Source organism: Streptomyces sp. NBC_00878 (genome assembly GCF_026341515.1).
Taxonomy (GTDB): domain Bacteria; phylum Actinomycetota; class Actinomycetes; order Streptomycetales; family Streptomycetaceae; genus Streptomyces.
In genome coordinates, this window is record NZ_JAPEOK010000001.1 from 1,349,312 (window position 1) to 1,372,433 (window position 23,122).

The 23,122-nt window shown below is 70.5% G+C and carries 20 protein-coding genes and 1 pseudogene; 7 read left to right on the forward strand and 14 right to left on the reverse strand.

All coding sequences use genetic code 11. The features are described from left to right. Nucleotides 1–89: 89 nt before the first annotated feature. The 5 genes from OHA11_RS05385 to OHA11_RS05405 all read right to left on the reverse strand — a co-directional run bounded on the left by OHA11_RS05385 (nucleotide 90) and on the right by OHA11_RS05405 (nucleotide 6,414). Entirely contained in the window at nucleotides 90–1,013 is a 924-nt protein-coding gene (locus tag OHA11_RS05385; RefSeq protein ID WP_266492507.1) for a universal stress protein, read from the reverse strand. 167 nt (nucleotides 1,014–1,180) lie between these two features. Further along, on the reverse strand, nucleotides 1,181–1,798 hold the full coding sequence (locus OHA11_RS05390; protein ID WP_266492510.1) for a hypothetical protein: 618 nt from the start codon (nucleotides 1,796–1,798) through the stop codon (nucleotides 1,181–1,183). Between the two features lie 140 nt (nucleotides 1,799–1,938). After that, nucleotides 1,939–4,323, reverse strand: a complete 2,385-nt coding sequence (locus OHA11_RS05395; RefSeq protein WP_266492511.1) for a phosphoketolase — start codon at nucleotides 4,321–4,323, stop codon at nucleotides 1,939–1,941. Between the two features lie 246 nt (nucleotides 4,324–4,569). Beyond that, nucleotides 4,570–5,421 carry a universal stress protein gene (locus tag OHA11_RS05400; protein WP_266492512.1) on the reverse strand — a complete coding sequence of 284 codons (852 nt, stop codon included), beginning with the start codon at nucleotides 5,419–5,421 and terminating at the stop codon, nucleotides 4,570–4,572. 84 nt (nucleotides 5,422–5,505) lie between these two features. Beyond that, nucleotides 5,506–6,414: a universal stress protein gene (locus OHA11_RS05405; RefSeq protein ID WP_266492514.1), complete on the reverse strand. Its 909-nt coding sequence runs from the start codon at nucleotides 6,412–6,414 to the stop codon at nucleotides 5,506–5,508. Nucleotides 6,415–6,809: 395 nt separating this feature from the next. Here OHA11_RS05405 and OHA11_RS05410 point away from each other — a divergent pair, with 395 nt between their 5' ends. Together OHA11_RS05410 and OHA11_RS05415 are read left to right on the forward strand one after the other, a co-directional pair. Then, complete coding sequence (locus OHA11_RS05410) at nucleotides 6,810–7,274, forward strand: Crp/Fnr family transcriptional regulator (RefSeq protein ID WP_266506969.1); 465 nt, start codon at nucleotides 6,810–6,812, stop codon at nucleotides 7,272–7,274. A gap of 35 nt (nucleotides 7,275–7,309) precedes the next feature. Next, nucleotides 7,310–8,020 (forward strand): annotated as a pseudogene (locus tag OHA11_RS05415) (CBS domain-containing protein). 367 nt (nucleotides 8,021–8,387) lie between these two features. On the opposite strand, the gene OHA11_RS05420 reads toward OHA11_RS05415, so the two are convergent. After that, nucleotides 8,388–8,975: a hypothetical protein gene (locus tag OHA11_RS05420; protein WP_266492516.1), complete on the reverse strand. Its 588-nt coding sequence runs from the start codon at nucleotides 8,973–8,975 to the stop codon at nucleotides 8,388–8,390. A 225-nt stretch (nucleotides 8,976–9,200) separates the two neighbouring features. Between OHA11_RS05420 and OHA11_RS05425 the strand changes: the two genes are divergently transcribed. After that, the gene (locus OHA11_RS05425) at nucleotides 9,201–9,902 is read left to right on the forward strand and encodes a response regulator transcription factor (protein ID WP_266492517.1); all 702 of its coding nucleotides are present in this window, start codon (nucleotides 9,201–9,203) and stop codon (nucleotides 9,900–9,902) included. A 134-nt stretch (nucleotides 9,903–10,036) separates the two neighbouring features. After that, nucleotides 10,037–11,032 carry a nitroreductase family protein gene (locus OHA11_RS05430; protein WP_266492519.1) on the forward strand — a complete coding sequence of 332 codons (996 nt, stop codon included), beginning with the start codon at nucleotides 10,037–10,039 and terminating at the stop codon, nucleotides 11,030–11,032. Here the strand turns inward: OHA11_RS05430 and OHA11_RS05435 are convergent. The 3 genes from OHA11_RS05435 to OHA11_RS05445 form a co-directional block, all read right to left on the reverse strand. Further along, nucleotides 11,018–12,751: a GAF domain-containing protein gene (locus OHA11_RS05435; protein WP_266492524.1), complete on the reverse strand. Its 1,734-nt coding sequence runs from the start codon at nucleotides 12,749–12,751 to the stop codon at nucleotides 11,018–11,020. The two genes, OHA11_RS05430 and OHA11_RS05435, sit on opposite strands and share 15 nt — an antisense overlap. 211 nt (nucleotides 12,752–12,962) lie before the next feature. Beyond that, nucleotides 12,963–15,368 (reverse strand): glycoside hydrolase family 65 protein, encoded by a 2,406-nt coding sequence (locus OHA11_RS05440; RefSeq protein ID WP_266492526.1) that lies wholly within the window; start codon nucleotides 15,366–15,368, stop codon nucleotides 12,963–12,965. A gap of 75 nt (nucleotides 15,369–15,443) precedes the next feature. Next, nucleotides 15,444–16,319, reverse strand: a complete 876-nt coding sequence (locus OHA11_RS05445; protein ID WP_266492528.1) for a universal stress protein — start codon at nucleotides 16,317–16,319, stop codon at nucleotides 15,444–15,446. A gap of 351 nt (nucleotides 16,320–16,670) precedes the next feature. Here OHA11_RS05445 and OHA11_RS05450 point away from each other — a divergent pair, with 351 nt between their 5' ends. Together OHA11_RS05450 and OHA11_RS05455 are read left to right on the forward strand one after the other, a co-directional pair. Continuing rightward, nucleotides 16,671–17,072, forward strand: a complete 402-nt coding sequence (locus OHA11_RS05450) for a Crp/Fnr family transcriptional regulator (RefSeq protein WP_266506971.1) — start codon at nucleotides 16,671–16,673, stop codon at nucleotides 17,070–17,072. Nucleotides 17,073–17,096: 24 nt separating this feature from the next. Beyond that, nucleotides 17,097–17,774 carry a CBS domain-containing protein gene (locus OHA11_RS05455; RefSeq protein ID WP_266492530.1) on the forward strand — a complete coding sequence of 226 codons (678 nt, stop codon included), beginning with the start codon at nucleotides 17,097–17,099 and terminating at the stop codon, nucleotides 17,772–17,774. A gap of 138 nt (nucleotides 17,775–17,912) precedes the next feature. On the opposite strand, the gene OHA11_RS05460 is transcribed toward OHA11_RS05455, so the two are convergent. Further along, nucleotides 17,913–18,845 (reverse strand): pyridoxamine 5'-phosphate oxidase family protein, encoded by a 933-nt coding sequence (locus OHA11_RS05460; RefSeq protein ID WP_266492531.1) that lies wholly within the window; start codon nucleotides 18,843–18,845, stop codon nucleotides 17,913–17,915. Between the two features lie 207 nt (nucleotides 18,846–19,052). Between OHA11_RS05460 and OHA11_RS05465 the strand changes: the two genes are divergently transcribed. Then, nucleotides 19,053–19,727, forward strand: a complete 675-nt coding sequence (locus tag OHA11_RS05465; RefSeq protein ID WP_266492532.1) for a CBS domain-containing protein — start codon at nucleotides 19,053–19,055, stop codon at nucleotides 19,725–19,727. Nucleotides 19,728–19,784: 57 nt separating this feature from the next. Here OHA11_RS05465 and OHA11_RS05470 read toward each other — a convergent pair whose 3' ends face one another. From OHA11_RS05470 to OHA11_RS05485, 4 genes are all read right to left on the reverse strand, one after another. Further along, nucleotides 19,785–20,096 carry a DUF1876 domain-containing protein gene (locus OHA11_RS05470; protein ID WP_266492533.1) on the reverse strand — a complete coding sequence of 104 codons (312 nt, stop codon included), beginning with the start codon at nucleotides 20,094–20,096 and terminating at the stop codon, nucleotides 19,785–19,787. Nucleotides 20,097–20,146: 50 nt separating this feature from the next. Then, nucleotides 20,147–21,496 (reverse strand): nicotinate phosphoribosyltransferase, encoded by a 1,350-nt coding sequence (locus tag OHA11_RS05475; RefSeq protein ID WP_266492534.1) that lies wholly within the window; start codon nucleotides 21,494–21,496, stop codon nucleotides 20,147–20,149. Between the two features lie 44 nt (nucleotides 21,497–21,540). Continuing rightward, a complete protein-coding gene (locus OHA11_RS05480) occupies nucleotides 21,541–22,155 on the reverse strand; it encodes a hypothetical protein (protein WP_266492535.1) in 615 nt (204 codons plus the stop codon). Between the two features lie 131 nt (nucleotides 22,156–22,286). Continuing rightward, complete coding sequence (locus tag OHA11_RS05485) at nucleotides 22,287–23,105, reverse strand: universal stress protein (RefSeq protein WP_266492537.1); 819 nt, start codon at nucleotides 23,103–23,105, stop codon at nucleotides 22,287–22,289. Between the last annotated feature and the right edge of the window lie 17 nt (nucleotides 23,106–23,122).

The window sequence follows — 23,122 nt, forward strand, 5'->3', positions numbered from 1 at the left end:
TACAACGGCCGAACCTGTTCCCTGTGAGAGCACGCGGTGCCCATCTGCCGCCTCCTCCGCCCCTGTTGTGAGCGGTGCGGTCCTCGTGGTCAGTCGTGCGGGACCACCGCTACCGGCACGGTGGCGTGATGCAGGACCGCGTGGGCCACCGGACCGATGTGAGCGCCGATCTGCGCGTGCCGGGTACGGCGGCCGACGACCACCAGTGCCGCGTCCCGTGAGGCATCCACCAGGTGCGAGCCCGCTCCGCCGATCACAGCCTGCTCGTTCACCTCGACACCGGGGAACTTCTTCCGCCACGGCCGCAGTACGTCGCTCAGCTCGTGCCGTACCCGGGCGGCCAGTTCGGCGTCGAACTCGGGGTCGACGATTCCTCCGTAGCCGTGGGAGGAGACCGGCAGGCTCCAGCCGTGGAGAACGCGCAGGTTCGTGGCGCGGCGGGAGGCGGCGTCGAACGCGAACTCGATCACCGTGTCGTCGGGGTTGCGCAGGTCCAGCCCGAGCACGACGTCACGGTACGGAGTGACCGTGGACGCGGCTCCGGCGCCGTCCGGCAGATGCTCGTCCTCGGCGCGCTCACCGGCCCGTACGAGGACGACGGGCCGGGCCGTCCTGGCCACGACGGCGAGTGCGACGGAACCGAGCAGAAAGCCGGTGACTCCGTTCAGGCCCCGGGATCCGAGCACCAGCACCTCGGCGTCCTCGGCGGCGGCGAGCAGCGCGGGTACGGGTTGTTCCGCGATCCTGTCGAGGCCGACCCGCAGGCCGGGGTGCCGACGGGCAAGCCGGCTCTCGGCCTCACGCGGCATGCGCTCGACCCAGTCGCGGTGCGCGTCGCTCACAACCCGCGGCACGCTGACTCCGGCCAGCGGTGTGTACACGTACGGCTCCCGTTCCCAGGCGTGCACGAGCCGCAGGGGCGTGTCGCGGAGCAGGGCTTCGCGGGCGGCCCAGTCGGCGGCGGCAAGGCTCTCGGGCGAGCCGTCCAGTCCGACGATGACATTGCGGGGCATGTCAGAACCTCCTTGAGTGGGGATGCGGATTCAGTTTCCGGGCCGGGCGGTTGCGCCAGGAGGGGCCGCTGGTCCCTGGTGGGGCCCGTTGGTCCCGGGTGGCATCACGGACGCGGGGCGCCACCGCCTCGTCGCGGTGGCGCCCCGGTCCGAGCCCGGCCGAGTGGTCAGAGCAGCCAGCGGTTGCGGCTGACGAACGGCAGGCGTGCCCACGCCCTGCCCAGGCCCCACGTGGCGCCGGCGCCGACGGCCGCGAGGGCGATCAGGACGACGGCGTAGATCAGGTGGTAGTCGGCGAAGGGGTTGGTGGACATGCTCAGCGAGCCGTCGGACAGGTGCTTGGCCGGGGGCCACTCCGCGATCCACATCAGCGCCATCATGGCGGTGCCCGCGACCGCGGCGAGCCGCAGCGCGACGCCGGAGACCAGGGCGAGACCGATGCCGAGCAGGCCGAGCATGAACAGCCAGTCGGCCCAGCCTGCCCCGGCCCAGTCGTGGAACGTGGACTCCATCGGTCCCACGGCGACGCCGCCGAGGAAACCCTTGGTCGGCGAGCCGCCGTCGATCCAGGCCTTGCCGGAGCCGGTCGCATAGCCGAAGCCGAAGGTCTTGTCGAGGAAGGCCCACAGGAAGACGAACCCGGTCAGCAGGCGCAGCCCGGCGAAGACGTACGAGCGGGTCGCCGTGACCGTCGCGGTCTCGGCGTCGCCGGACGCGGTCCTGGTCCTGCGCACCGACGGGAGACGGAACCCCGTGTGCCGGTGGGGGTGCTCGTGGACTGCCATGATGCTCATCCCTTCCAAGGGCCGGTGGACGAGGCCTTGGTGGCTCTCGTTGCGCCTTCAATGTCCCGCTCCGGCAAGGGAGTTCGGAGGGGCTGCAGGGCCCCTGACGACGGGCCGAAGGTCCCTCGCCGAAGGGCCGGTCAGCCGCTCCAGGTCCAGTCGGCGACCTCGGGCAGATCGGTGCCGTGCTCGCGGATCCAGTCGTGGTGGCGCAGCCGGATGTCCTCCATCAACTGCCGGACGGGGGCGGCACGTACGGCCAGTCCGGGGACCCGGTCGATGACGTCCATCACCAGGCGGTAGCGGTCGAGGTCGTTGCGGACCACCATGTCGAAGGGCGTGGTGGTGGTGCCGATCTCCTTGTAGCCGCGGACGTGGAGGTTGGCGTGGCCGGTGCGCCGGTAGGCGAGCCTGTGGATCAGCCAGGGGTAGCCGTGGTAGGCGAAGATCACCGGCCGGTCGCGGGTGAACAGCGCGTCGTACTCCGATCCCGGCATGCCGTGCGGGTGTTCCTCCTGCGGCAGCAGCCGGGCCAGGTCGACGACGTTGACCACGCGGACGGCCAGATCCGGCAGGTGCTGTCGGAGCAACTGCGCGGCGGCCAGCACCTCCAGGGTGGGGACGTCGCCGGCGGCGGCGAGCACCACGTCGGGTTCGCGGATGCCGTCCTCGGTACCGGCCCACTCCCAGATCCCGGCGCCACGGGCACAGTGGGCCCGCGCCTGGTCCATGGTGAGCCAGTCGAAGCTGGGCTGCTTGCCTGCCACCACGACGTTGACGTAGTCGCGGCTGCGCAGCACGTGGTCGGCGACCGACAGCAGGGTGTTGGTGTCCGGCGGCAGATAGACCCGTACGACCTCGGGGCTCTTGTTGAGTACGTGGTCGACGAAGCCGGGGTCCTGGTGCGAGAAGCCGTTGTGGTCCTGGCGCCAGACGTGTGAGGTGAGCAGGTAGTTGAGGGAGGCGATGGGGGCGCGCCAGGGCAGTCGGCGGGTGACGCGCAGCCACTTGATGTGCTGGTTGACCATGGAGTCGACGATGTGCACGAACGCCTCGTAGCAGGAGAACAGACCGTGCCGACCGGTCAGCAGATAGCCCTCCAGCCAGCCCTGGCAGGTGTGTTCGGAGAGGATCTCCATGACCCGGCCGTGCCGGTCCAGGTGTTCGTCGACGGGCAGGGTCTCGGCCTGCCAGGCCTTGCCGCTCGCGTCGAAGACGGCCTGGAGCCGGTTGGAGGCTGTCTCGTCGGGGCCGACGATGCGGAAGTCGCGGCGGTCGCCGGTGTGGTGCATGACGTTTTCCAGCAGGTCGCCGAGGACCCTGGTGGGTTCGTGCAGCGTGCCGCCCGGCTTGTCGACCTGGACGGCGTACCGGTCCAGCTCCGGCAGCGGCAGCTCGCGCAACAGCAGACCGCCGTTGGCGTGCGGGGTGGCACCCAGGCGCCGGGTGCCCTCGGGGACACAGGCCAGCACCTGCTCGCGGGGGCGGCCGTGCTCGTCGAAGAGTTCTTCGGGCTTGTACGAGCGCAGCCAGGCCTCCAGCTGTCGCAGGTGCTCCGGGTTGTCGCGGACGGCCGACAGCGGGACCTGGTGGGCGCGCCAAGTGCCCTCGACGGGAAGGCCGTCGACCTCGGCCGGTCCGGTCCAGCCCTTCGGGGTGCGCAGCACGATCACCGGCCAGTGAGGCCGCTGGGTGACGCCCTCCTCGCGCGCGGTGCGCTGCAGGAGCTCGATCCGCTCAAGGGCGTGGTCCATGGCGGCGGCCATGGCACGGTGGACCGTCATCGGGTCGTCACCGGTGACGTGGATCGGGACGTGGCCGTATCCCCGGAGCAGTGCGTCGAGTTCGGACTCGGGCAGCCGGGCCAGCACCGACGGATTGGCGATCTTGTAGCCGTTCAGGTGCAGGATCGGCAGCACCGCCCCGTCGTGAACGGGGTCGAGGAACTTGTTCGAGTGCCAGGAGGCCGCCAGCGGCCCGGTCTCGGCCTCGCCGTCGCCGATCACGCAGGCGACCAGCAGGTCCGGGTTGTCCAGGGCGGCACCGTAGGCGTGCGAGAGCGAGTAGCCGAGTTCGCCTCCCTCGTGGATGGAGCCGGGCGTCTCGGGCGCGACGTGGCTGGGCACTCCGCCGGGGAAGGAGAACTGCCTGAAGAGCCTGGCCATGCCCGCGGCGTCCCGGCTCACATCCGGGTAGGTCTCCGAATAGGTGCCCTCCAGCCAGGAGTTGGCCAGCACCGCGGGTCCGCCGTGTCCGGGGCCCCAGATGCACAGCGCGTCCTGGCCGCGGGCCTTGATGACACGGTTGAGGTGGGTGTGCACCAGGTTCAGGCCCGGGGAGGTTCCCCAGTGGCCGAGCAGCCGGGGCTTGACGTGCTCGGGACGCAGGGGTTCGGTGAGCAGTGGGTTGGACATGAGGTAGATCTGACCGACGGCCAGGTAGTTCGCGGCACGCCAGTGGGCGTCCAGAGCCCGCAGTTCGTCGTCCGTGATCTGAGCGGGCGCCTGCTGTGGGACGTCGCGCATGGTGGATTCCCTTCCGGTCGAAGTCACGTGCCGGTGCGTACTGCCTTCCACCCTCGGCCCACCCGGTGGACCGTCGACAGGGCCGGTCGGCCCATACCGACGCTCGATCAGGCCCTTTCGGCCGGTCCGAGCGGCGGTGGCGGGCCGGGGTTCGAATCCACGGCGCGTGGGGTCTTGACGGCATCCAGCAGCCCCGACGGCAAGCTCTCTCAACGCCGTCGCGGACTTCCGCCGTGCACCTGCTGTTCAGCGGGTGATCGCGGCGGCCTGCCCCGTGGGGACGACCAGCACCGGGCAGTGGGAACGGTGCAGCAGGGTGTGGGTGACGGGGCCCAGCTGCGGGCCGAGCCGGTTCGGGCGGCGGTGGGCACCGATGACCACGACGTCGGCCTCGCGGGTGGCCTCCAGCAGCGCAGGCGCAGGACCCGAACGGACCGCGCGGGTCTCCACCCCGACCCCGGGGTGCCGCTCCCGAAGGCCGGCCACCGCGAAGCGGGGCACCGCCTGTTCGGTCCGTGCCTGCCGGACGAGGTCGTCCCGCAATTGGTGTGTGGGCAGCGGGTCCGGTCGCTCGGGTGTGAGGTGCCGATAGGTCCACGCACGCAGGATGCGCAGCCCGGCTCCTCGGCGCTCGGCCTCTTCGAAGGCGTACGCGGCCGCGTCCGTGTCGGCTTCGCTCTCCAGGCCGAGCAGCAGCACCCCGCCACGGCGTGCCGGTGCGTGATCGCCTCGTACGACGAGCAGCGGGGTGTGCGAGTGGGCGGCCAGACGCAGGCTCACCGAACCGAACAGCCGGCCGGTGATGCCTCCGAGGCCGCGGGTGCCGACCACGGTGAGCGCCGCGTCCCGGCTGTGACGCAACAGGGCCTGTACCGGGCTGCCCTGGACCGCTGAGGTCGTGACCGGCAGGCCGGGGTGGCGGTCGCGGGCGCGTAACGCCGAGGACGCCAGGATGGGTCCGGCCTCGTCGATGTCGTGCACGGCGTACACGATCTCCAGAGCGGTGCCTCGTAGTACCGCCTCGTCGGCGGCCCGGTCCAGCGCCCGTACGGCGATGAGTGAGCCGTCCACGCCGACGGTCACATGGCGGGTGGTCATGTCCGTTCCTTCCTGTGGATCGATGGGCCGGGCAGGCACGGATATGGCGTCCTGCCCGGTTCGCGAGGTCGGCGCGACGCTGTTTCAGGCATGCGGGATCACAGCGACGGGGCACCCTGCGTGGTGCAGTACCGCGTGCGCGACGGAACCGATGTGCGTACCGAGCCGCGCTTCTCGCACTCGCCGTCCCACGACGGCGAGTGCCGCTCCGGAAGTGGCCCTCACCAACTCGTTGGCCGCACGCCCCTCGACAACCGTCTCGGTGACGGCGACCTCGGGGAACTTCTCGCACCACGGACGCAGTGTCGCCACCACGGCGTGTTCGTGCTCGGCCAGCAGTTCGGGTCCGGACTGCGGAACGAGTCGGTCGGCGGCCGCGTGGGCCGACGGGGCGCTGAAGACGTGGACGACCCGGAGGGCCGCATGGCAACGCCGGGCCGTCTCGAAGGCGAACTCGATCAGCTCGTCACAGGGCCGGCCGGTGTCGAGCCCGAGGACGATGTCGCGGTACGGGGTCTCGGAGATCTCGTCCGGCGAGACTCCGCCGGGGGCCGAGAAGTGCTCGTCCGCGGAGCTCTCACCCACTCGTACGAGCACCACGGGACACGTCGACCTGGCGACGACCCTCTGGGACACGGAACCGACCAGGAATCCCGCGACACCGCTGAGTCCACGGGAGCCGAGGACCAACAGCTCGGCCTGCTCGGCAGCCGCGAGCAATGCGGCGACCGGTGACTGCGACACCGGGTCTTCGATGATGCCCAGCCCGGGGTGAGCGGCGCGGACGCTGTTCGAGGCCTGCGTCAGGGTCTGTTCGGCCCACTCTCGCTGGGACACGCCCATCGGTACCGACGGGGCGGGGCGCGGACGCCATTCCCAGGCATGCACCAGACGCAACGCGACGCCGCGCCGAAGCGCGTCCCGGGCCGCCCAGTGCGCGGCGGCGAGGCTCTCGGGCGAGCCGTCGATCCCCGCGGCGACGTGTCGAAGCATGATCCGCACCTCCTGGGTGTGTACGTGCCTGTCCTGGTGTGGAGCCTCGTGCGGAAAGGACACGGTGAGCAGGGGCCGCCCGGGCCCTTCCGAGAGCCCTTCGGCCCAACGCGGAGCGGTCCTGGCGATGTCGCGCGGCTCTGGGCACCTGCTCCCTACCGGTCCGGTGCTGTACGGCCTGGTCTCTGGGCCGGGTGGCCCCTGGTGAAGGCCGGCCCACCGAAAGACGCTGGAGTCGGCAGGTCCGCACTCCCGTCCGAGGGAGGAATGACACACACCACGCCGCGCTGTGCACAGCTGGTCCTGGCGGCCTTCACCACGGCTGCGGCCCCAGCCCAGCATCGTCGTGTCCGTCGATCGCTCGAAGCGGTCCAGGTTCTCCAGGAAGAAGCAGGATCATGAACACTTCCACATTCAGCATGCTGCGCGCGCTGCCCGCCGAGCACCGGCAACGGCTGATGCGCATCGCCCGGGATGTGTCCTTCCCACAGGGGACCCGCCTTTTCGAAGAGGGCGCACGAGCGGACCGGTTCTGGATCGTCCGCACTGGCACGGTGGCTCTCGACATGCATGTGCCGGGACGCCGTGCGGCCGTCATCGAAACCCTCGGGCACGACGAACTGGTCGGCTGGTCCTGGCTGTTCGCGCCACACGCGTGGCATCTGGGCGCCGAGGCGACGAGCCCGGTCCGCGCCTACGAGTTCGACGCCGTGGCCGTCCGGGCGATGTGCCAGGACGACCACGCCCTGGGCCACGCGGTCACCCAGTGGGTGGGCGACATCCTCGCCCACCGGCTGCACTCGGCCCGCACCCGGCTGCTGGACCTGTACGCCCCGTACGGCAGCGGCAGCACCCTGTGACCGCACCTGGCATCCGACCCGACAAAGGAGTCACCATGCACGGCACGCCGCACATCGTGAGCGATGTCATGACACCCACGGTGGCCGCCATCGGCCGCGGGGCGCGCTTCAAGGAGATCGTGCGGATGATGCAGGAGTAGAAGGTCAGCGCCCTGCCCGTCCTGGAGGGCGAGGGCCGCGTCGTCGGCGTCGTCTCCGAGGCCGACCTTCTGCCCAAGGAGGAGTTCCGCGACAGCGATCCCGACCTCCCCCAGTCTCGGCTTCGCTCGACCGGGGGCACCCCCATCACGCAACTGCGGCGACTCTCCGACCTCGCCAAGGCCGGCGCGGTGACCGCCGGCGAGCTGATGACCTCTCCCGCCCTCACCACACATCCGAACGCGACGCTCGCCCAGGCCGCACGCACCATGGCCCGCGCCAAGGTCAAACGGCTCCCCGTCGTCGACGACCTGGGCATGCTGGAGGGCATTGTCAGCCGCGCCGACCTGCTGAAGGTGTTCCTGCGGGACGACGAGGAGATCTCGGAGGAGGTCCGCAGGGAGGTCGTGTCGTACCTCTTCCCCACGCCGGCATCCACTGTCCGGGTCGAGGTCCGGGACGGGGTCGTGAAGCTCGCCGGGCACGTCCGGGACACGTCCTTGGTTCCAGTGGCCGCGCGCTTGGTCCGGGCTGTCGAGGGTGTCGTGGACGTGGAGTTCGACCTCACGAGGCATGACCGTTCCTCAGAGGCGACGCCTGCCACGTAGGGACAGGGACACGGGGGAAGCCTTTTGGTAGCAGGTCGGGGAATGACGGTCTTACCAGGCACGGGCGTCCGTTGACATGGGTCGTCGACACACCGCTGGTGCCCGTCGCGCGGTGTAGCGCTCACGCGTTGCCTCTGCCGGATGGCGTCGAGCCGGGAACTGGCGCGGTGGAAGCCACTTCCAGGCCGCAGCTACCGAGGGCTGAAGGACACCAAGGTGGACCTGGACCTTGGCAGCCTGTCCGGCGTAGCGCCTCTGCACCGCGGCTGGGACTTCCTCTGCACCAGGCGCTCCAGGTGACAGTGCGGGCGCGTTTCTACAGCCTGCCGAGTAGGACGAAGCGAAACCTCCTGACCGCATCGGCTACTCAGCCGGCCTTGCGCCGCCACTGCGGCCCCACCAGATCCCATTCCTCGCCCCACCGCTCGGTGGCCCGACGCTCGACGCGCAGGCGCACCGTGAGCCCGCCCACGAGGATCACGAGGCATCCGGCCATGGCGACCCCCGTGCCGGCCAGCGCCACGCGTGCCGTCGCCTCCGCAGGACTGACGGGTTCGGACACCACACGTCCCTGTCCGTCGGTCCACACCGTCACCTCGGTGTCCGCCTTGGCGCCCGGCTTCACGCCTGCCTTGGCCGTGTGGGTGACCCCGTTGCCGTCGGTCCAGCGCACCTTCGCCTTCACGTGGTCGTACCTGATTCCGGTGGCCACATCACGCACCCCGGTCGGCGCGGTCTCCAGCAGTACGGCGGCGACCGGTTGCCGGCCCGCGCGTTGCCGCTCGACCGCGCTCTCCATGGCCTGCGCGCCGACGACGCCGGCCGCAGCACCGCCGGCCAGCGCGGTCGCCCAGGTGGCCAGCACGATCCATGCCTCCACGGCATCGCTGTGGCGCCGCAGGGGATTGTTCCGCCACCGCCACCCCCGGACCTTCGTGCGCTTGACCTTCCGCATCGGTCACACCCCCTCATGGGCACAACAAGCACGAGTGATGCAAGGACGGTGTCACCACGTGATCGCCGCCGGGAGGGGCCGCTGGTCCGCGGCAGGGGGACCGGTCGGGGTGCATTGTGGGGAGGAGTGGGGCCGGTCGGCCCTAGTGCATCCGATCCCCGCGAGTGATGATCGTCCCCACGGACAGCCCGTAGTCCATCAGTCACCGGGAAACAGGGGGTCGTCATGACCGAGCCACGCACCTTCACGGAGCAGGACCCGATCCGCGTCTTCCTGCTGGACGACCATGAGGTCGTACGACGCGGTCTGTCCGACCTCCTGGACGCCGAACCGGACATCTCGGTGGTCGGCGACGCCGAGAACGTCGAGCACGCGCTCGCCCGTGGCCCCGCCCTGCGCCCGGACGTCGCCGTCCTCGACGTACGCCTGCCGGACGGCGACGGGATCACCGTCTGCCGTGAGCTGCGCAGCCAGATGCCGGAGCTGGCCGTTCTCATGCTGACCTCGTTCGACGACGAGGACGCCCTGCTCGACGCGATCATGGCGGGGGCGTCGGGCTACGTACTCAAACAGATCAAGGGCTCCGACCTGATCTCGGCCGTACGCACCGTCGCGTCGGGCCAGTCCATGCTCGACCCGGCGACGACCGCACGGCTCATGCGCTCCCTGCGGGCGGACCCCGCCGACACCCCGGCCATGGCCCCCGAACTGGCCGGCCTGTCGCCCCGCGAGCGGGACATCCTCGCGCTCATCGGCGACGGACTCACCAACCGCGAGATCGGCAAGAGGCTCTACCTCTCGGAGAAGACCGTCAAGAACCACATCTCCCGGCTGCTGGCCAAGCTGGGCGTCCAGCGTCGGGTCCAGGCCGCGGTCCTCGCCTCCCAGCTCGAACAGCCCGAGTCCGGTGAGCGTCCCGCGAGGTGACGGACATCCGGGCCGTCCGGCGCCGCAGTGGGGGCCGTACGGCCCCTCCTCCCGCCTCTTCCGGTAACCGCACGCTGGGAACGTTGCCGAGAAGCCCCGCCGACCCGTCGGCTCAGGGCGGTGAGGAGTTCCCCATGAGGTCTGCGACTCTCGACGTCCCGACGCTGGAGAAGCTCGTCTCCGCCGCCGTGGCCGCCCCCTCGATCCACAACACCCAGCCCTGGCGCTTCCGCCTCGACCCGGACACCGTCACCCTGGAGATCCGCGCCGCCGCGGACCGCGGCCTGCGCCACATCGACCCGACCGGACGTGCTCTGCACCTCTCCGTCGGATGCGCGCTCCTCAATCTGCGGGTGGCGGTGGCGCACTTCGGCTGGGAACCGGTGACCCGCCTGCTGCCCCGGCCCGACGAGCCGGACCTGCTCGCCACCGTACGCCTCGGCGGCACCGCCAGAAGCGCCTCTTCGCCACGCTTGTACGACGCCCTGTGGCGCCGCCACAGCAGCCGCTTCCCCTTCTCCGAGCGGCCGGTGCCCGCTGTCGTCCTCACCGAACTCACCGAGGCCGCTCACAGTGAAGGCGCACTGCTGAGCCGTCCCGCGCCGCGCGAGACCGACCGCCTTCTGCAGCTGACCGCGGAAGCGGAGCACCGCAACACCGCCAACGTCGACCGGGCCGCGGAGAGCCGCCGTTGGACACACGAACCGAACCACGAAGCCCTTGGGATGCCGCCCGAGACACTGGGACCGCAGGACTTCCGGGAACAGATCCCGATGCGGGACTTCGGCGCCCACCGGCATCCGGCCGGGCTGGCCGCCCGCCCCTTCGAGAAACGGCCGACGATCGCCGTACTGTCCACCGCGCACGACCGGCGGACCGACTGGCTGCGCGTCGGCCAGGCACTCGAACGCGTCCTGCTCGTAGCCACCGCCCACGGCATACGGGCGTCACTGCTGCACCAGGCCCTGGAATGGCCCGACCTGCGCGAACAGCTCGTACCTCTGCCGAGCGACCGGCGGGATCACGCGCAGATGGTGATCCGCCTGGGGTACGGCCCGCCGGGGCCCTCCTCTCCGCGTCGAGCAGCTCCGCAGACACTCGTCGACGGGACTCCCTCAGTTCCCGGCTGAGCCCGTCGGCACGCGCCACACCAGCTGCGTGCCACCACCGTCCGGCCGTTCACCGAACGTCAGCGCACCCCCGAGCGCGCGGGCCCGGTCCTCGATGTTCTTCAGCCCACTGCGCGCGACCCCGTCGGGCACTCCGCAGCCGTCGTCCGTCACCGTCAGCGCCAGCTCTCCCCCGGCGCACCGCAGATGGACGTCCACCGAACGCGCGCCCGAATGCCGGACCGCGTTGCTGAGCGCCTCACCCAGCACGGCGAGCGCGTGGTCTGCGACATCGCCGGGGACATCGGTGTCGACGAGCCCCTCGATCCGCAACGCGGGAGTGAAGCCGAACGAGTTGGCGGAGGACTTCACCGCCTCGGACACCCGGCCGCGCAGACCGCTGTCCTCCTTGGCCCCTCCCCCGTGCGTACGCAGCCCGAAGATCGTAGAACGGATGATCTTGATGGTGTCGTCGAGGTCGTCGACGGTCCGCGACAGCCGTTCCGTGCCCTCGGGGTGGTCCATGAACCGCTGGGCGCTCTGCAGGGTCATGCCGGCCGCGAAGAGCCGCTGGATCGCCAGGTCGTGCAGATCGCGCGCGATCCGGTCGCGGTCCTGGAGCAGCGCGATCTGCTCCGCGTCCCGGCGCCGCTCGGCCAGCTCCAGCGCCAGCGCCGCCTGGCCCGCGAAGCCGAGCAACGGCCCGGTGTCGTCGTCCGGGAACGGCGTGCGGCCCGCCAGACGTCCCAGCAGCAACACTCCGCGCGCCTTTCCGCCCGCACCGAGTGGTACCGCGACCACGGGACCGAGACCCGCCCAGTGCGACTCCCGCTCACCGGTGCGGGCGTCCTGCTCGATGTCGGCACTGACCATCGGCTCCGCCGTGGTGAGTGCGGCCGCGACGAACCCCTCCTGGGCCGGGAGGACCAGCCCGCTGCGCCGTTCCGCGTCCGCCCCGACCGCGAGCATCGGCCGCATTTCATCCGCTCCGGACACGTATTCCGCGATCATCCCGACATCGGCCGAGGCGATCTCCAGGGCCTGCCCGACGATCAGTTCCAGCACCTCGGCACTGGGAGCGCCCGACAGCAACGTGCTCGTGACCTCCCCACTGGCCCGCATCCAGCGCTCACGCAGCCGGGTCTCCTCGTACAACCGGGCGTTCTCGATCGCCACGCCGGCCGCCACCGCGAGGGTGGAGAGCACCGCCTCGTCCTCGGCGTCGAACTCCGCCGCACCGCGCTTCTCGGTGAGGTAGATGTTCCCGAACACCCTGTCGCGCACCCGGATGGGCACGCCCAGGAACGAGTGCATCGGCGGGTGATGCTCCGGGAAGCCGTACGAGGACGGGTGCTCCGACAGCTCCGGCAGCCGTAGGGGTGCCGGATGCCGGATCAACTCGCCGAGAATGCCGTGACCGCTGGGCAGATCACCGATCTGCGCGCGCTGTTCGTCGCGCATGCCCACCGTCAGGAACTCCGACAGCCGGCTGTCGTCGCCAATCACGCCCAGCGCTCCGTACTCGGCATCCACCAGCACCACGGCGGCCTCGACAATGCGCCGCAGTACCTGAGGCAGATCCAGCTCCCGCCCGACCGACAGCACTGCCTCCAGCAGACTGTGCACCCGGTCCTGCGTCCCACGCGCCGCGTCGATCCGCGACTGCAGCTCGTCCAGCAGCTCATCCAGCCGCAACTTGGGCAGATGCTGCTCCGAACCCCCGCGCACTTCGCCGCTCATAAATTTCCTCCGACCGACCCGCGCAGACAAGGTGCAACTCAACCGACAGACCCGTTCTCACCGTACTGGCTGAGGACCCATACGGAGGGCTGCATGCGCAGACAGTTACGTCATGGCCAGAACGTGAGAGGGCCGACCATCAGCACGTTTCGTGCTCCCGGGCGCCGCATCCCCGCTCCGCGCAGTCGGTCATCGGCGGCCTCCCGGTCGTTCAGTCCTCCGGCAGCAGGAGTGTGCAGGTCTCCCCCGGTGCGACGGTGACGGCCCGATCGGTCAGGACCACGCGGATCGGCGATTCCTCCGAGTCGGGGACGCCGATCCGCAGCTGTCCGCTGCGCAGCCGTACGCTGACGCCCCAGTGGCCGCGGTAGCGCAGTGAGAAGCCGTACTCGGACAGCGCCGGAAGCGGCACGGGGTCCAGCCGGAGGGCGTCCTCGCGGGTCTCCAGCCCGGTCAGGCCGCGTTGCACCAGGTCCAGTGTTCCGGCCATGGCGCCGAGGTGGATCCCTTCGCCGGTCGTGCCGCCCTGGAGGTCGGCGACATCCTGTTCCAGGGCTTCCTGGCAGTATGTCCACGCCTCGGCCCGTCTGACCCGTGCGAGGACCCAGGCGTGGACGACGCCGCTGAGGGTGGAGCCGTGGCTGGTGCGCTTGAGGTAGTAGTCGACGGTCCGGCGCCAGACGTCGTCGTCCAGCTCGTACCCGAGGCGGCGGAACAGGTCCCGCAGTTCGGCGGGCGCGAAGAGGTGGCCGAGCATCAGGACGTCGGCCTGTTTGGAGGCTTGATAGCGGTTGACGGTGTCGCCCTCGGCCTCAAGGATCCGGTCCAGCCGCCGGATGCTGTCGTAGCGTGAGCGGTAGGCGTCCCAGTCCAGTTCGGCGAGGTCTGCGTAGCCGTCGAACTGACTGATGATGCCCTGGTGGAACGGCACCAGCAACCGCCGGGAGATGTCCTCCCACGTCGGGAGTTCACCGCTGTCCAGCCCGATGCGCTCGAACACCTCCTGCCGACGCCGTGCAGGCAGGCTCCGCACCAGGTCCAGGGCGCGGCTGAGAACCCAGGCGGCGGTGACATTGGTGTACGCGTTGTCGTCGAGGCCCGGCCGGGCGACGTCCGGGTAGCTGTCGTGGTACTCGTCGGGCCCGACGACGCCGCGGATACGGTATCGGCCGAGCTCGGGAGCGAACTGCGCGGTGTCCGCCCAGAAGCGGGCGATCTGCAGCAGCATCTCCGCGCCCTTGGTGTACAGGTACTCGGTGTCGCCGGTTGCTGCGCAGTACTGCCACACGTTGTAGGCGATCGCGGAGCCGACGTGGTGCTGGAGCCGGGAGTTGTCCGGCAGCCAGCGGCCCGAACGGGGGTTGAGATGCAGCTGCTGGGTCTCCTCACGCCCGTCGCTGCCGCTCTGCCATGGATACATGGCCCCGGCCCTGCCCGCCGCGCCGGCCGCGCGGCAAGCCTGCGGCAGGCGCCGGTGACGGTAGTTCAGCAGCGCCCGCGACACCTCCGGGAAGTGCAGGTTCAGATACGGCAGCACGAACAGCTCGTCCCAGAAGACGTGGCCCCGGTATGCCTCGCCGTGCAGCCCGCGCGCAGGTACGCCCACGTCCAGCTCCGTGGTGTGCGGCGACAGCGTCTGCAGCACGTGGAACAGATGCAGACGCAGGACACGGCCCGCTTCCCCGGGCACCTGGACGTCCGCACGCCGCCACAGCCGCGCCCACGCCGCGACGTGGGAGTCCAGCAACGCCGGAAACCCGGGCGCCGCGGTCACCCGGTCGAGCGCCGCGCCGAGCGGGTCGCTGATCGCCAGGTCACGTGAGGTGTGCAGGGCCACGGTCTTCTCCACACCGGCGGGGCTGCCCGGAGCGATCGGCAGCAGCAACCGGTGCACGGCACGGCGGCGAGACGGACGAAGCCCGGATGCCGTCGGCGGCTGTCCGACGGCGACCGTGCGGGCCGCCATGCCGACGCCGATGTCGGAGGTGCTGGTGCGGCACCGCAGCCACGTCGTGTCGGCGCCCGCCGTCCCGGTCCGCACATGAGCGAGGTGGTTCCGGTTGAGAGACCGGTAGCGGTGCACGTTGCTGTTGGTCACATCGCCGTCGATGGCGGACTCGACCTCGATCTCTCCCGACCACTCGTCGGCGGTGAAGACGGTCCGCAGCGCGGCCAGGTGAGGATCTGTCATGTGCACCAGACGGGTCTGCTCCACGCTCAGCACCCCCGCCTTGTCGTCCCGGAACCGGAACGTGCGCATCAGCGTGGCGCGGCGCAGGTCCAGAGTGTGCCGGTGGTCGAACGACTGCCGTGTGTCGGGAGAGAACCACTGGCCCACCGATCCGTCGGCGGAGCGGAGGCGGAACCGCAGGGGCAGCCAGTTCGGGAGGTTCACCAGGTCCTCGTTCACCACCCGCCGTCCCGCCACGGTCGACTCCAGGCGGTTGTAGACCCCGGCCGCGTATGTGGCCGGGTAGTGGACCAGGCCCGCCCTGCACTCGGGCATCGCGCCGCGGGTGGCGAAGTAGCCGTTACCAAGCGTGCACAACGATTCGCGCAACCGCTCGGCAGCGGGGTCGCACCCCTCGTACTCCCACTCCCAGGTCCACTCCGACATCCGCCGTCCTCACCCCCTCCTTCACGGGGCCCTCTCCTCCACGAAATACGCAGGAGCGCCGCCCTCGACCAGGGTTCAGGCTCGCAGCGGGACGACGGCCACCGGACACCGCGCGTGATGCAGCAGGGTGTGGGCGACCCTGCCGAGCTGCAGACCGAAGTGGCCGTGCCGCCTCAGCGCACCGACGACCACCAGGTCGGCGTCGGCCGATGCGTCCAGGAGAACCTTGCGCGCGGAGCCCTCGACCGACTGGCGGTGTACGTTCACCCCGGGGTGAACCCGTACGGCGTCGCGCAGAGCGTCGGTGAGTAGGGCGGAGGCCCGTTCCTCGTTCACACGGGCGGCGTCGTCCGCGATCAGAGGGTGGTCCACGCGCTCGTGGGCGGGACTGCGCCAGGCCCGCACGGCGTCAAGGGCACAGCCGCGCGCCTCGGCCTCGTGGAAAGCGAACCGTACGGCAGCCGAGCTCTCGGTGGAGTCTCCGACGCCGACCACGACCCGGCCCGAGGAACCCTGCCGGTTCTGCTCCCCGCCCCGGACCACAATGACCGGGCAGACCGCCCGGGCGGCCACCGTGAGGCTGACCGACCCCAGCAGCAATCCGCCGATTTCGCCGCGTCCGCGGGAGCCCGTGACCAGCGCGAAGGATTCATGGCCCGCGTGCAGCAGCACGGACACGGCGTCGTCGGGCAGCACCTCGCTCGACACCTTCAGCTCCGGGCTGCGGAGCTGGGCGCGCTCCGCGCAGGAAGCGATGATGTGCTCCGCGATGATCTCCTCGGACGGGCGGTCGGTACCGAGGGACGGGCGGACTCCCTCGTACCGCTCCCACAGAGAGGCGTAGACGACCCGCAGCGGCAGCCCGTGGCGCGCCGCCTCGTCCGCCGCCCAGTCCACCGCCTGCAGGCTGGAATCCGATCCGTCGACGCCCACGACCAGCGGGAGCTCCATCGTCCCCACCGCCTTTCTGCCCGGCCACCGCGAGAACCTCCTGTGCATACCGTCGCACCGCCCTGGGCTCCCTGCGACACGCGGACCGGCCATCGGCCGCCGGAGCCTGGCCCGGGTTGCGCCACGCCGCTTTGCGACGATCGTGGAGTCATGCGGCCGGGAGGAGAGCAGGACGACAGCGCTGGGTGCCACCACTCCGCCGCCATGGCTTTTCGCATCGGGTGCGTGCTGAGACGTCCGTGACCGGACTGGAGTCCGGCTCCACCGCGAAGTCACGGAGAAGGGACGGCCATCGTGGTTGCGAGGACCGGCGTTTTCGGCTCTTTGGCCAAGGAGCATCGCGAGCAGCTCATGTCACTGGCTCGTGAGGTGTCGTTCGCGATGGGCGAGCGCATCTTCAACGAGGGCGGCAGGGCCGACCGCTTCTGGATCATCCACACGGGCACGGTCGCTCTCGACCTCCATGTACCCGGCCGGCGCGCGGCGGTCATCGAGACCCTCGGGGCCGGAAAACTGCTGGGCTGGTCCTGGCTGGTCCCTCCCCATCACTGGCATCTGGGGGCCGAGGCAAGCAGCCCGGTGCGTGCCTACGAATTCGACGCCGCGGCGGTTCGTGAGATGTGCGCCAAGGACGCAGGGCTGGATCACGAACTGTGTGCCTATGTCGTAGGCGTGCTCGCGCGCCGGCTCAGATCCGCCCGGGTACGACTGCTCGACCTGTACGCGCCCTACGGTGCGGGCGAGGTGCCCTGACGAGGCGGGACGAGGTGGTGGGAAGTGCCGGAGACACCGCACATCGTGAGCGATGTGATGACCCTGACGGTCGTGGCGGTCGGACGCGACGCGCCCTTCAAGGAGATCGTCGAGACCATGGGCCAGTGGAGAGTCAGTGCCATGCCGGTCCTGGAGGGCGAAGGGCGCGTCATCGGCGTTGTCTCCGAGGCCGATCTGCTGCCCAAGGAGGAGTTCCGCGACAGCGACCCGAGCCTCTACGAGCAACGTCGGCGCCTGTCCGACGTCGCCAAGGCGGGGGCGGTGACGGCGGGGGAGCTCATGAGCACCCCCGCGATCACCGTCCACCCCGACGTCACCCTGGCCCAGGCGGCCAGGATCATGGCGGTCCGGCGCGTCAAGCGGCTGCCCGTGGTCGACGACGTGGGCATGCTCCAGGGCATCGTCAGCCGTGCCGATCTGCTGAAGGTCTTCCTGCGGTCGGACGAGGACATCGAGGAGGAGGTCCGCCGCACCGTGGTGTCCTACCTCTTCCCGGGCTTCAGCCACGCCATCCACGTGAACGTGCACGAGGGAGTCGTCACCCTCCGCGGGCACATTCGCGACACCTCGCTCATCTCGGTCGCCGTCCGCCTCGTGCGTGCCGTGGAGGGTGTCGTGGACGTCGAGCCCCATCTCACGGGCGAGTCCACACCTCCGGCCGGACCGGACGGAGCGCGGTGAAGGTCCGGCAGTGCGGCCCTGCGACGAAGAGGGAGACGAAGAGGGAAGGGAAGAGGCCGACGTCGGCGTGAGGCACTGCGCGGCGAGCACAGCACGTACGCGGAAAGAGCGGAAAGAGAGGAGCCACCGGCACCTCACTCACTGCTCGGCTGGAGTGATGCGGCGTCCCGTGACGCGCGTGGGCCGGATCGACACCCACATCTCGCGTTCTCCCCCTGGCCACGGCGTGGTGTGGGCGCGATCGACCAGTTTTCGCACCGCGTCAGGCTCGGTGACGACTCGCGCGGGTCCGACGACGAGCACGCTCCAGCCCTGGCTCATGGCCTCGTCCACATGGTCGACCTCGAAGGCGACTTCCGAACCGACGGCCGCCGCCGGGACGGAGTCCGGCGCGGTCCGGAACGCGATGGCATCGTCCATGACCTCGTAGTTCACCGGAACCACCGCCGGGCCGTCCGCTGTCGACACCGCGACGCGTCCCACTCCGTGCGTGGAAAGCCGGGCGCGGCATTCGTCGGGACCCAGGTCCCGCACCTGAGGGTGCAGGAGCGCCCGACCCTGGCCGGGCGGCACGTCGAGGCCGCCGCCGCGCAGGGCCGTGACGCTGGTGCCCAGCGCGGCGGCCAGGTTGATGAGACTCGCCACGGTCGGACCGGCTGTCCGTTCCTCGATGTATGCCAGGTACTCCGGAGCCATTCCGGCGCGGCGGGCCGTCTCCGCCCGGGTCAGTCCGAGGCGTGTGCGCTCGGCGGCGACGCGTCGGCCGATGTCACCGGGATTGGGCGGCCTGCCGGGCCGAGTCCCGCCCGGCCCGGCGTCCCCCTGCCGCCCACCAGTCCCTTCCGCGCTCGGCCGGGAAGTCCCGGGAGCTCTCCCGGGGCCGTGCTCGATGTGGCGGATGTGTGCGTCGGGCCCGGGAAAGACGAGGGTCACCTCGTCCGTGTCCGACCAGCGCACATCGTAGGGAGGAGTTCCGTCCGCGTGGTGGAGCCCGACAATCTCGCCGTCGCGCCTCGGAACACTGGTGGCAGGGCTTTCGACAACGAGTTGATCGCCGAGTTGAGCTCGCATGATCGCCGCCCCTTCCTCAGAATGCTGTTGTACCCAACGTGCCACGCGCGGCGTACCGCCGCATGGGATGAGAGCCCCAGTGATCCTGGTGCCGGACGATCGGCCCGGGGCTGCACGCACAACGCCCCCGAGCGAATGGCTCCTGACCCGCTCGGCACCCGACCACCACGGCCCACTGGCTGTCTCCACCCCGAACGGAGAGGCGACATGCACCACCGTACGGTCGCAGAACTCATGACCCGAAGCGTCGTGCGTGCACGGCGCGACATGCCGTTCAAGGAGATCGTCAAGCTGCTCGCGGACAACGACGTCACCGCTGTGCCCGTGGTCGACGACCTGGACCGCCCCGTCGGTGTGGTGTCCGAGGCCGACCTGCTGCGCAAGTCCTCGGCCCAGGCCGACCCGTCCGGCCTGACACCGGTTCCGCATATGGAGGCGTGGGAGCGGGCCAAGGCCGAAGGCGCCAGGGCCGAGGAGCTGATGTCGGCTCCCGCCGTGTGCGCGCGTCCGGAGTGGACCGTGGTCGAGGCGGCTCGCCTCATGGCGGTACAGAACGTCAAGCGACTGCCGGTGGTGGACGAGGCGGACCGGCTGCAGGGCATCGTCAGTCGCGGTGACCTGCTGATGATCTTCCTGCGCCGGGACGACGCCATCCGCGACGAGATCACCGGCGACGTGCTGCGGGGGACGCTGGGCCCCGCAGCCTCGGAGGTGACGGTCGAGGTACGCGACGGGCGCGTCATACTCGGTGGATCCGTCGAGGTCAGGGACCTGATCCCGGTGATCGAGCAGCTGTGCCGAGGCGTTGACGGCGTGGTCGCGGTCTCCGAACACATCGCGTACCGGGCAGACGACTCCCGAGACTCCCCCAACGGCACATGACGCCTGCCGCGGAACCGCTGTGTTCCCGCTCATCCTGCCGCGACGGACAGGCGGCGGTCAGCCTCCTTGTATCTGGTCCGGCATCGGCCAGCCGGTCTCCGGGCGAGCGCTCTGCCCGGTGGCGCCCGTGCCCATGCCCTCGATGTCGCGCTCGGCGGCGTCCACCAGCTGCCGGCCGAGGTCGTGCATGGCCCTGCCCGCCGCCAGTTCGTCACCGATCTCCGGAACATCCGTGTCCGTGGGGTTCTGGTGCGCGGCCCCGTGCCCGGTGAACTCCGTGGTGCCCGTGTTCAGCACCACGCGTGCCTTGGTGGTTCCCTCGTCCTCGAAGAGGTAGAGCCGAACCTTCCATTCCCCGGTATGCGGCATCGTTTCCTCCTCAGCTCGTTACGGACCGCGGTGATCCGGATGCGTTGTGCTCATGGCTTCGCCACTCCCGCGGCTGCGGCCAGGACCTCGTCCTCGATACGACGCCGGACCCCGCCGGTGAGCTCGGTCAGTCGCTCGGAGGTCACCGCCCGCGGCGCGACCGGGGTCCTGATCCGGAGTGCCTCCGACGGGAGCCCCGCCAGGTCGGCGGCGAATCTCTCCCCGCTCTGCCTCGGAGTGGGGCGCTCGACGGTGCGCCTCCCGTTCCGCATCACCGTCTCCAGCAGCGGCACGCCGTCGTCGGGGGGCTGTTCATCGCGGAGCCCGATCACGTCGGCGTATCCGGGGCAGCGGAACACCTGCTTCTGCCCGGGGGCGGTCGCCTTGGCCGAGGAGAGTTTCATCACCGGCCGACCGTCGAACTCGACCATCTTGTAGGCGGAGTCCAGGTACGGGGCATCGGCTGAGACTCCGACGCGGGTGCCGACGGCGTAGATGTCGATCGGCGCCGAGCGGACCAGGTCGTCCACGGCGTACTCGTCGAGACCGCCGCTGGCGACGATCCGCACGTCCGGCAGCCCGGCCGCGTCGAGGATGGCCCGCGCCCGCAGCGCCAGGGCGCCGAGGTCGCCGCTGTCCAGTCGTATCGCCGAGCCGGACGCACGGTCCAGATTCCGCAGCACGCGCGCCGCGACCCGGACCCCCTCTTCGGTGTCGTAGGTGTCCACCAGGAGTGTCAGCGGGCCGGGGTGGGACCGGGCGAAAGCATGGAACGCCGCCTCCTCCGTGCCGAAGGCCTCGATGTACGAGTGGGCCATCGTGCCGACGGCGGGCAGCCCTTCTGCGGTGGCCGCGGCGACGTTGCTCGTTCCGGCGAAGCCGACCATCGCGCTCAGCCGGGCGGCCTGGAAACCGGCCTGGGGGCCGTGGGTGCGTCGCAGAGAGAAGTCCACGACCGGGTGTCCCGCCGCCGCCAGGACGCACCGTGCGGCTTTGGAGGCGATCGTCGTCTGGTGATTGACCTGGTTGAGTACGTACGTCTCGACCAGTTGCGCCTGCGGAAGCGAAGCGGTCACCTCCAGCAGTGGCTCTCCGGCGAGGACGATCCGCCCCTCCGGTACCGCCCTCACCTGGCCGTTGAATTCCATGCCGAGCAGCGGCGCCAGATCGCCCGGAGGCCGGTGCAGCGCCGAGGCGAAGGCATCGACGTCCTCGGGGCCGACCCGGAAACCGGACAGGAAGTCGAGTGACGACTCCAGGCCGGCGGTCACCAGAAACCCGCGGTCGGGCGGCATGTCGCGGACGAACAGGCTGAACGTCGCCGGGCCGGTCATCCCCTCACGCAGGTACGACATCGCCATCGTGACCTCGTACAGATCAGTGGTCGTCGCCGAGGACATCTGTGTCACTCCTCCTGGGCACCGGTGAGGCGCCACGAGTTCGTTCACTTTCCGAACCGTGCGGACCACAGGGGCTCCACCAAGTCCCATTCGGTGTCCCACTGCGCGTACCGCCTGCGGTTCAGCGCCACATGCATGCCCTTTCGCACGGCGACGAGGCCGGCGTACACGCCGACCGCTGTCATGGCGCCCATCACCCAGCCGGCGGCCTTCGCGTTGCCGGCGGACATCGGCGGCTCCTGCACGGTTCCGTCCCGGTCCACCCAGATCCGCACAGTCGAGCCTTCGGCCTTGTCCGACGGTACGCGGGTGGTTCCCGTCAGCTGCCTGCCGTCGTTCCCCGTCCACCTGACCTGCACCTTCTGCTTCTCGTCTGCGGCAATGCCCGGTGCGGTATCAGGGGCCGAGATCAGCCGGGCGGTGACCTGATGCCGTTCCGCGGACTGGGTCTGAACGGCGCGCATCCCGGACTCGTATGCCGCCAGCCCCGCACCCACCGAAGCCATCGGCAGTCCGAGGACGAGCACCAGCAGCAGGAAGCCGGAGCACCAGGCTTCGACCCGGTCGTTCGTACGCCTCAGTGGGTTCGCACCCTTGCGCGGGTGCTCGTGGTGCGGCCGATGAGGACCGGATGCGTGCGGCGAATCCTGTGCACTCATGGTCTGGCCTCCAGCTGTTGCTGGTGCGTCCCCCACGGTGTCTGTTTCTCTCCCTACATTCCAATGGCGACAGATCCCGGTCACGGGGCCGAAGGTCCTTGTCCGGCGGCCACTCGGCCCACGGCCGCCGATCAGATCTGCGGAACGACCGCGATCGGGCACGGCGCGTGATGCAGCACCGCGTGGTTGACCAGTCCCAGCTGCAACCCGACGTGCCCATGTCGTCTGCGGGCTCCGACGACGAGCAGATCGGCGCTGGAGGCGGCATCGAGAAGCGCCTGTCGCGCCGAGCCCTCGACCACCTGGCTGCTCACCGGCACGTCCTGATACGGCTGCGCGGAGCCGCGCAGCGCGTCGGCGAGAACCTGCGCCGGAGGGTGCTCAGGGGCTTGGAGGGGGTATCCGGACAGGCCCGGAGGCCCGGGGTTCCCGACCGGGACACTCCAGGCGTGCACCGCCACCAGCTGACAGTGCCGCATCTGGGCCTCGCGAAAGGCGAACCGCACGGCCGTACCGCTCCCCTCCCCGGCCTCGACTCCGACGACGACGCTCCCGAAGCGGCCGTGCCGGTGCTCCAACCCGCCGCGCACCACGACGACCGGGCAGTCGGCATGGGCGGCCACATACAGGCTGACCGAACCGAGAAGCAGCCCGGCGAGGCCTCCGAGCCCTCTGGACCCGAGTACCAGCGCGAGGGCGTTGCGCCCTTTGCCCACCAGGGCGGACGCCGCGTCCTCGTACAGCAGCTCATTCGACAGCCGTACCGCGGGTGCGCTCTTCCTGGCTCGCTCCGAGGCGGCGGCGACCAGGCCGGACGACTCGTGGTCCGCTGCAGCCGCGTGCAGGAGATGGAGCGGCACCTCGTGCCGGAGTGCCTCGTCAGCGGCCCAGTCCACCGCCTCAAGACTCGCCTCGGACCCGTCGATGCCGACCACCAGGGGAACCGCCATCGCCTCCGCCTCCTCAT

What these genes read in the sequence shown, in the direction of transcription:
- OHA11_RS05385 (WP_266492507.1), bottom strand. Translation starts at nt 1,013, where the DNA reads ATGCCCCGCAATGTCATCGTCGGACTGGACGGCTCGCCCGAGAGCCTT.
- OHA11_RS05390 (WP_266492510.1), bottom strand. Translation starts at nt 1,798, where the DNA reads ATGGCAGTCCACGAGCACCCCCACCGGCACACGGGGTTCCGTCTCCCG.
- OHA11_RS05395 (WP_266492511.1), bottom strand. Translation starts at nt 4,323, where the DNA reads ATGCGCGACGTCCCACAGCAGGCGCCCGCTCAGATCACGGACGACGAA.
- OHA11_RS05400 (WP_266492512.1), bottom strand. Translation starts at nt 5,421, where the DNA reads ATGACCACCCGCCATGTGACCGTCGGCGTGGACGGCTCACTCATCGCC.
- OHA11_RS05405 (WP_266492514.1), bottom strand. Translation starts at nt 6,414, where the DNA reads ATGCTTCGACACGTCGCCGCGGGGATCGACGGCTCGCCCGAGAGCCTC.
- OHA11_RS05420 (WP_266492516.1), bottom strand. Translation starts at nt 8,975, where the DNA reads ATGCGGAAGGTCAAGCGCACGAAGGTCCGGGGGTGGCGGTGGCGGAAC.
- OHA11_RS05425 (WP_266492517.1), top strand. Translation starts at nt 9,201, where the DNA reads ATGACCGAGCCACGCACCTTCACGGAGCAGGACCCGATCCGCGTCTTC.
- OHA11_RS05430 (WP_266492519.1), top strand. Translation starts at nt 10,037, where the DNA reads ATGAGGTCTGCGACTCTCGACGTCCCGACGCTGGAGAAGCTCGTCTCC.
- OHA11_RS05435 (WP_266492524.1), bottom strand. Translation starts at nt 12,751, where the DNA reads ATGAGCGGCGAAGTGCGCGGGGGTTCGGAGCAGCATCTGCCCAAGTTG.
- OHA11_RS05440 (WP_266492526.1), bottom strand. Translation starts at nt 15,368, where the DNA reads ATGTCGGAGTGGACCTGGGAGTGGGAGTACGAGGGGTGCGACCCCGCT.
- OHA11_RS05445 (WP_266492528.1), bottom strand. Translation starts at nt 16,319, where the DNA reads ATGGAGCTCCCGCTGGTCGTGGGCGTCGACGGATCGGATTCCAGCCTG.
- OHA11_RS05450 (WP_266506971.1), top strand. Translation starts at nt 16,671, where the DNA reads ATGTCACTGGCTCGTGAGGTGTCGTTCGCGATGGGCGAGCGCATCTTC.
- OHA11_RS05460 (WP_266492531.1), bottom strand. Translation starts at nt 18,845, where the DNA reads ATGCGAGCTCAACTCGGCGATCAACTCGTTGTCGAAAGCCCTGCCACC.
- OHA11_RS05465 (WP_266492532.1), top strand. Translation starts at nt 19,053, where the DNA reads ATGCACCACCGTACGGTCGCAGAACTCATGACCCGAAGCGTCGTGCGT.
- OHA11_RS05470 (WP_266492533.1), bottom strand. Translation starts at nt 20,096, where the DNA reads ATGCCGCATACCGGGGAATGGAAGGTTCGGCTCTACCTCTTCGAGGAC.
- OHA11_RS05475 (WP_266492534.1), bottom strand. Translation starts at nt 21,496, where the DNA reads ATGTCCTCGGCGACGACCACTGATCTGTACGAGGTCACGATGGCGATG.
- OHA11_RS05480 (WP_266492535.1), bottom strand. Translation starts at nt 22,155, where the DNA reads ATGAGTGCACAGGATTCGCCGCACGCATCCGGTCCTCATCGGCCGCAC.
- OHA11_RS05485 (WP_266492537.1), bottom strand. Translation starts at nt 23,105, where the DNA reads ATGGCGGTTCCCCTGGTGGTCGGCATCGACGGGTCCGAGGCGAGTCTT.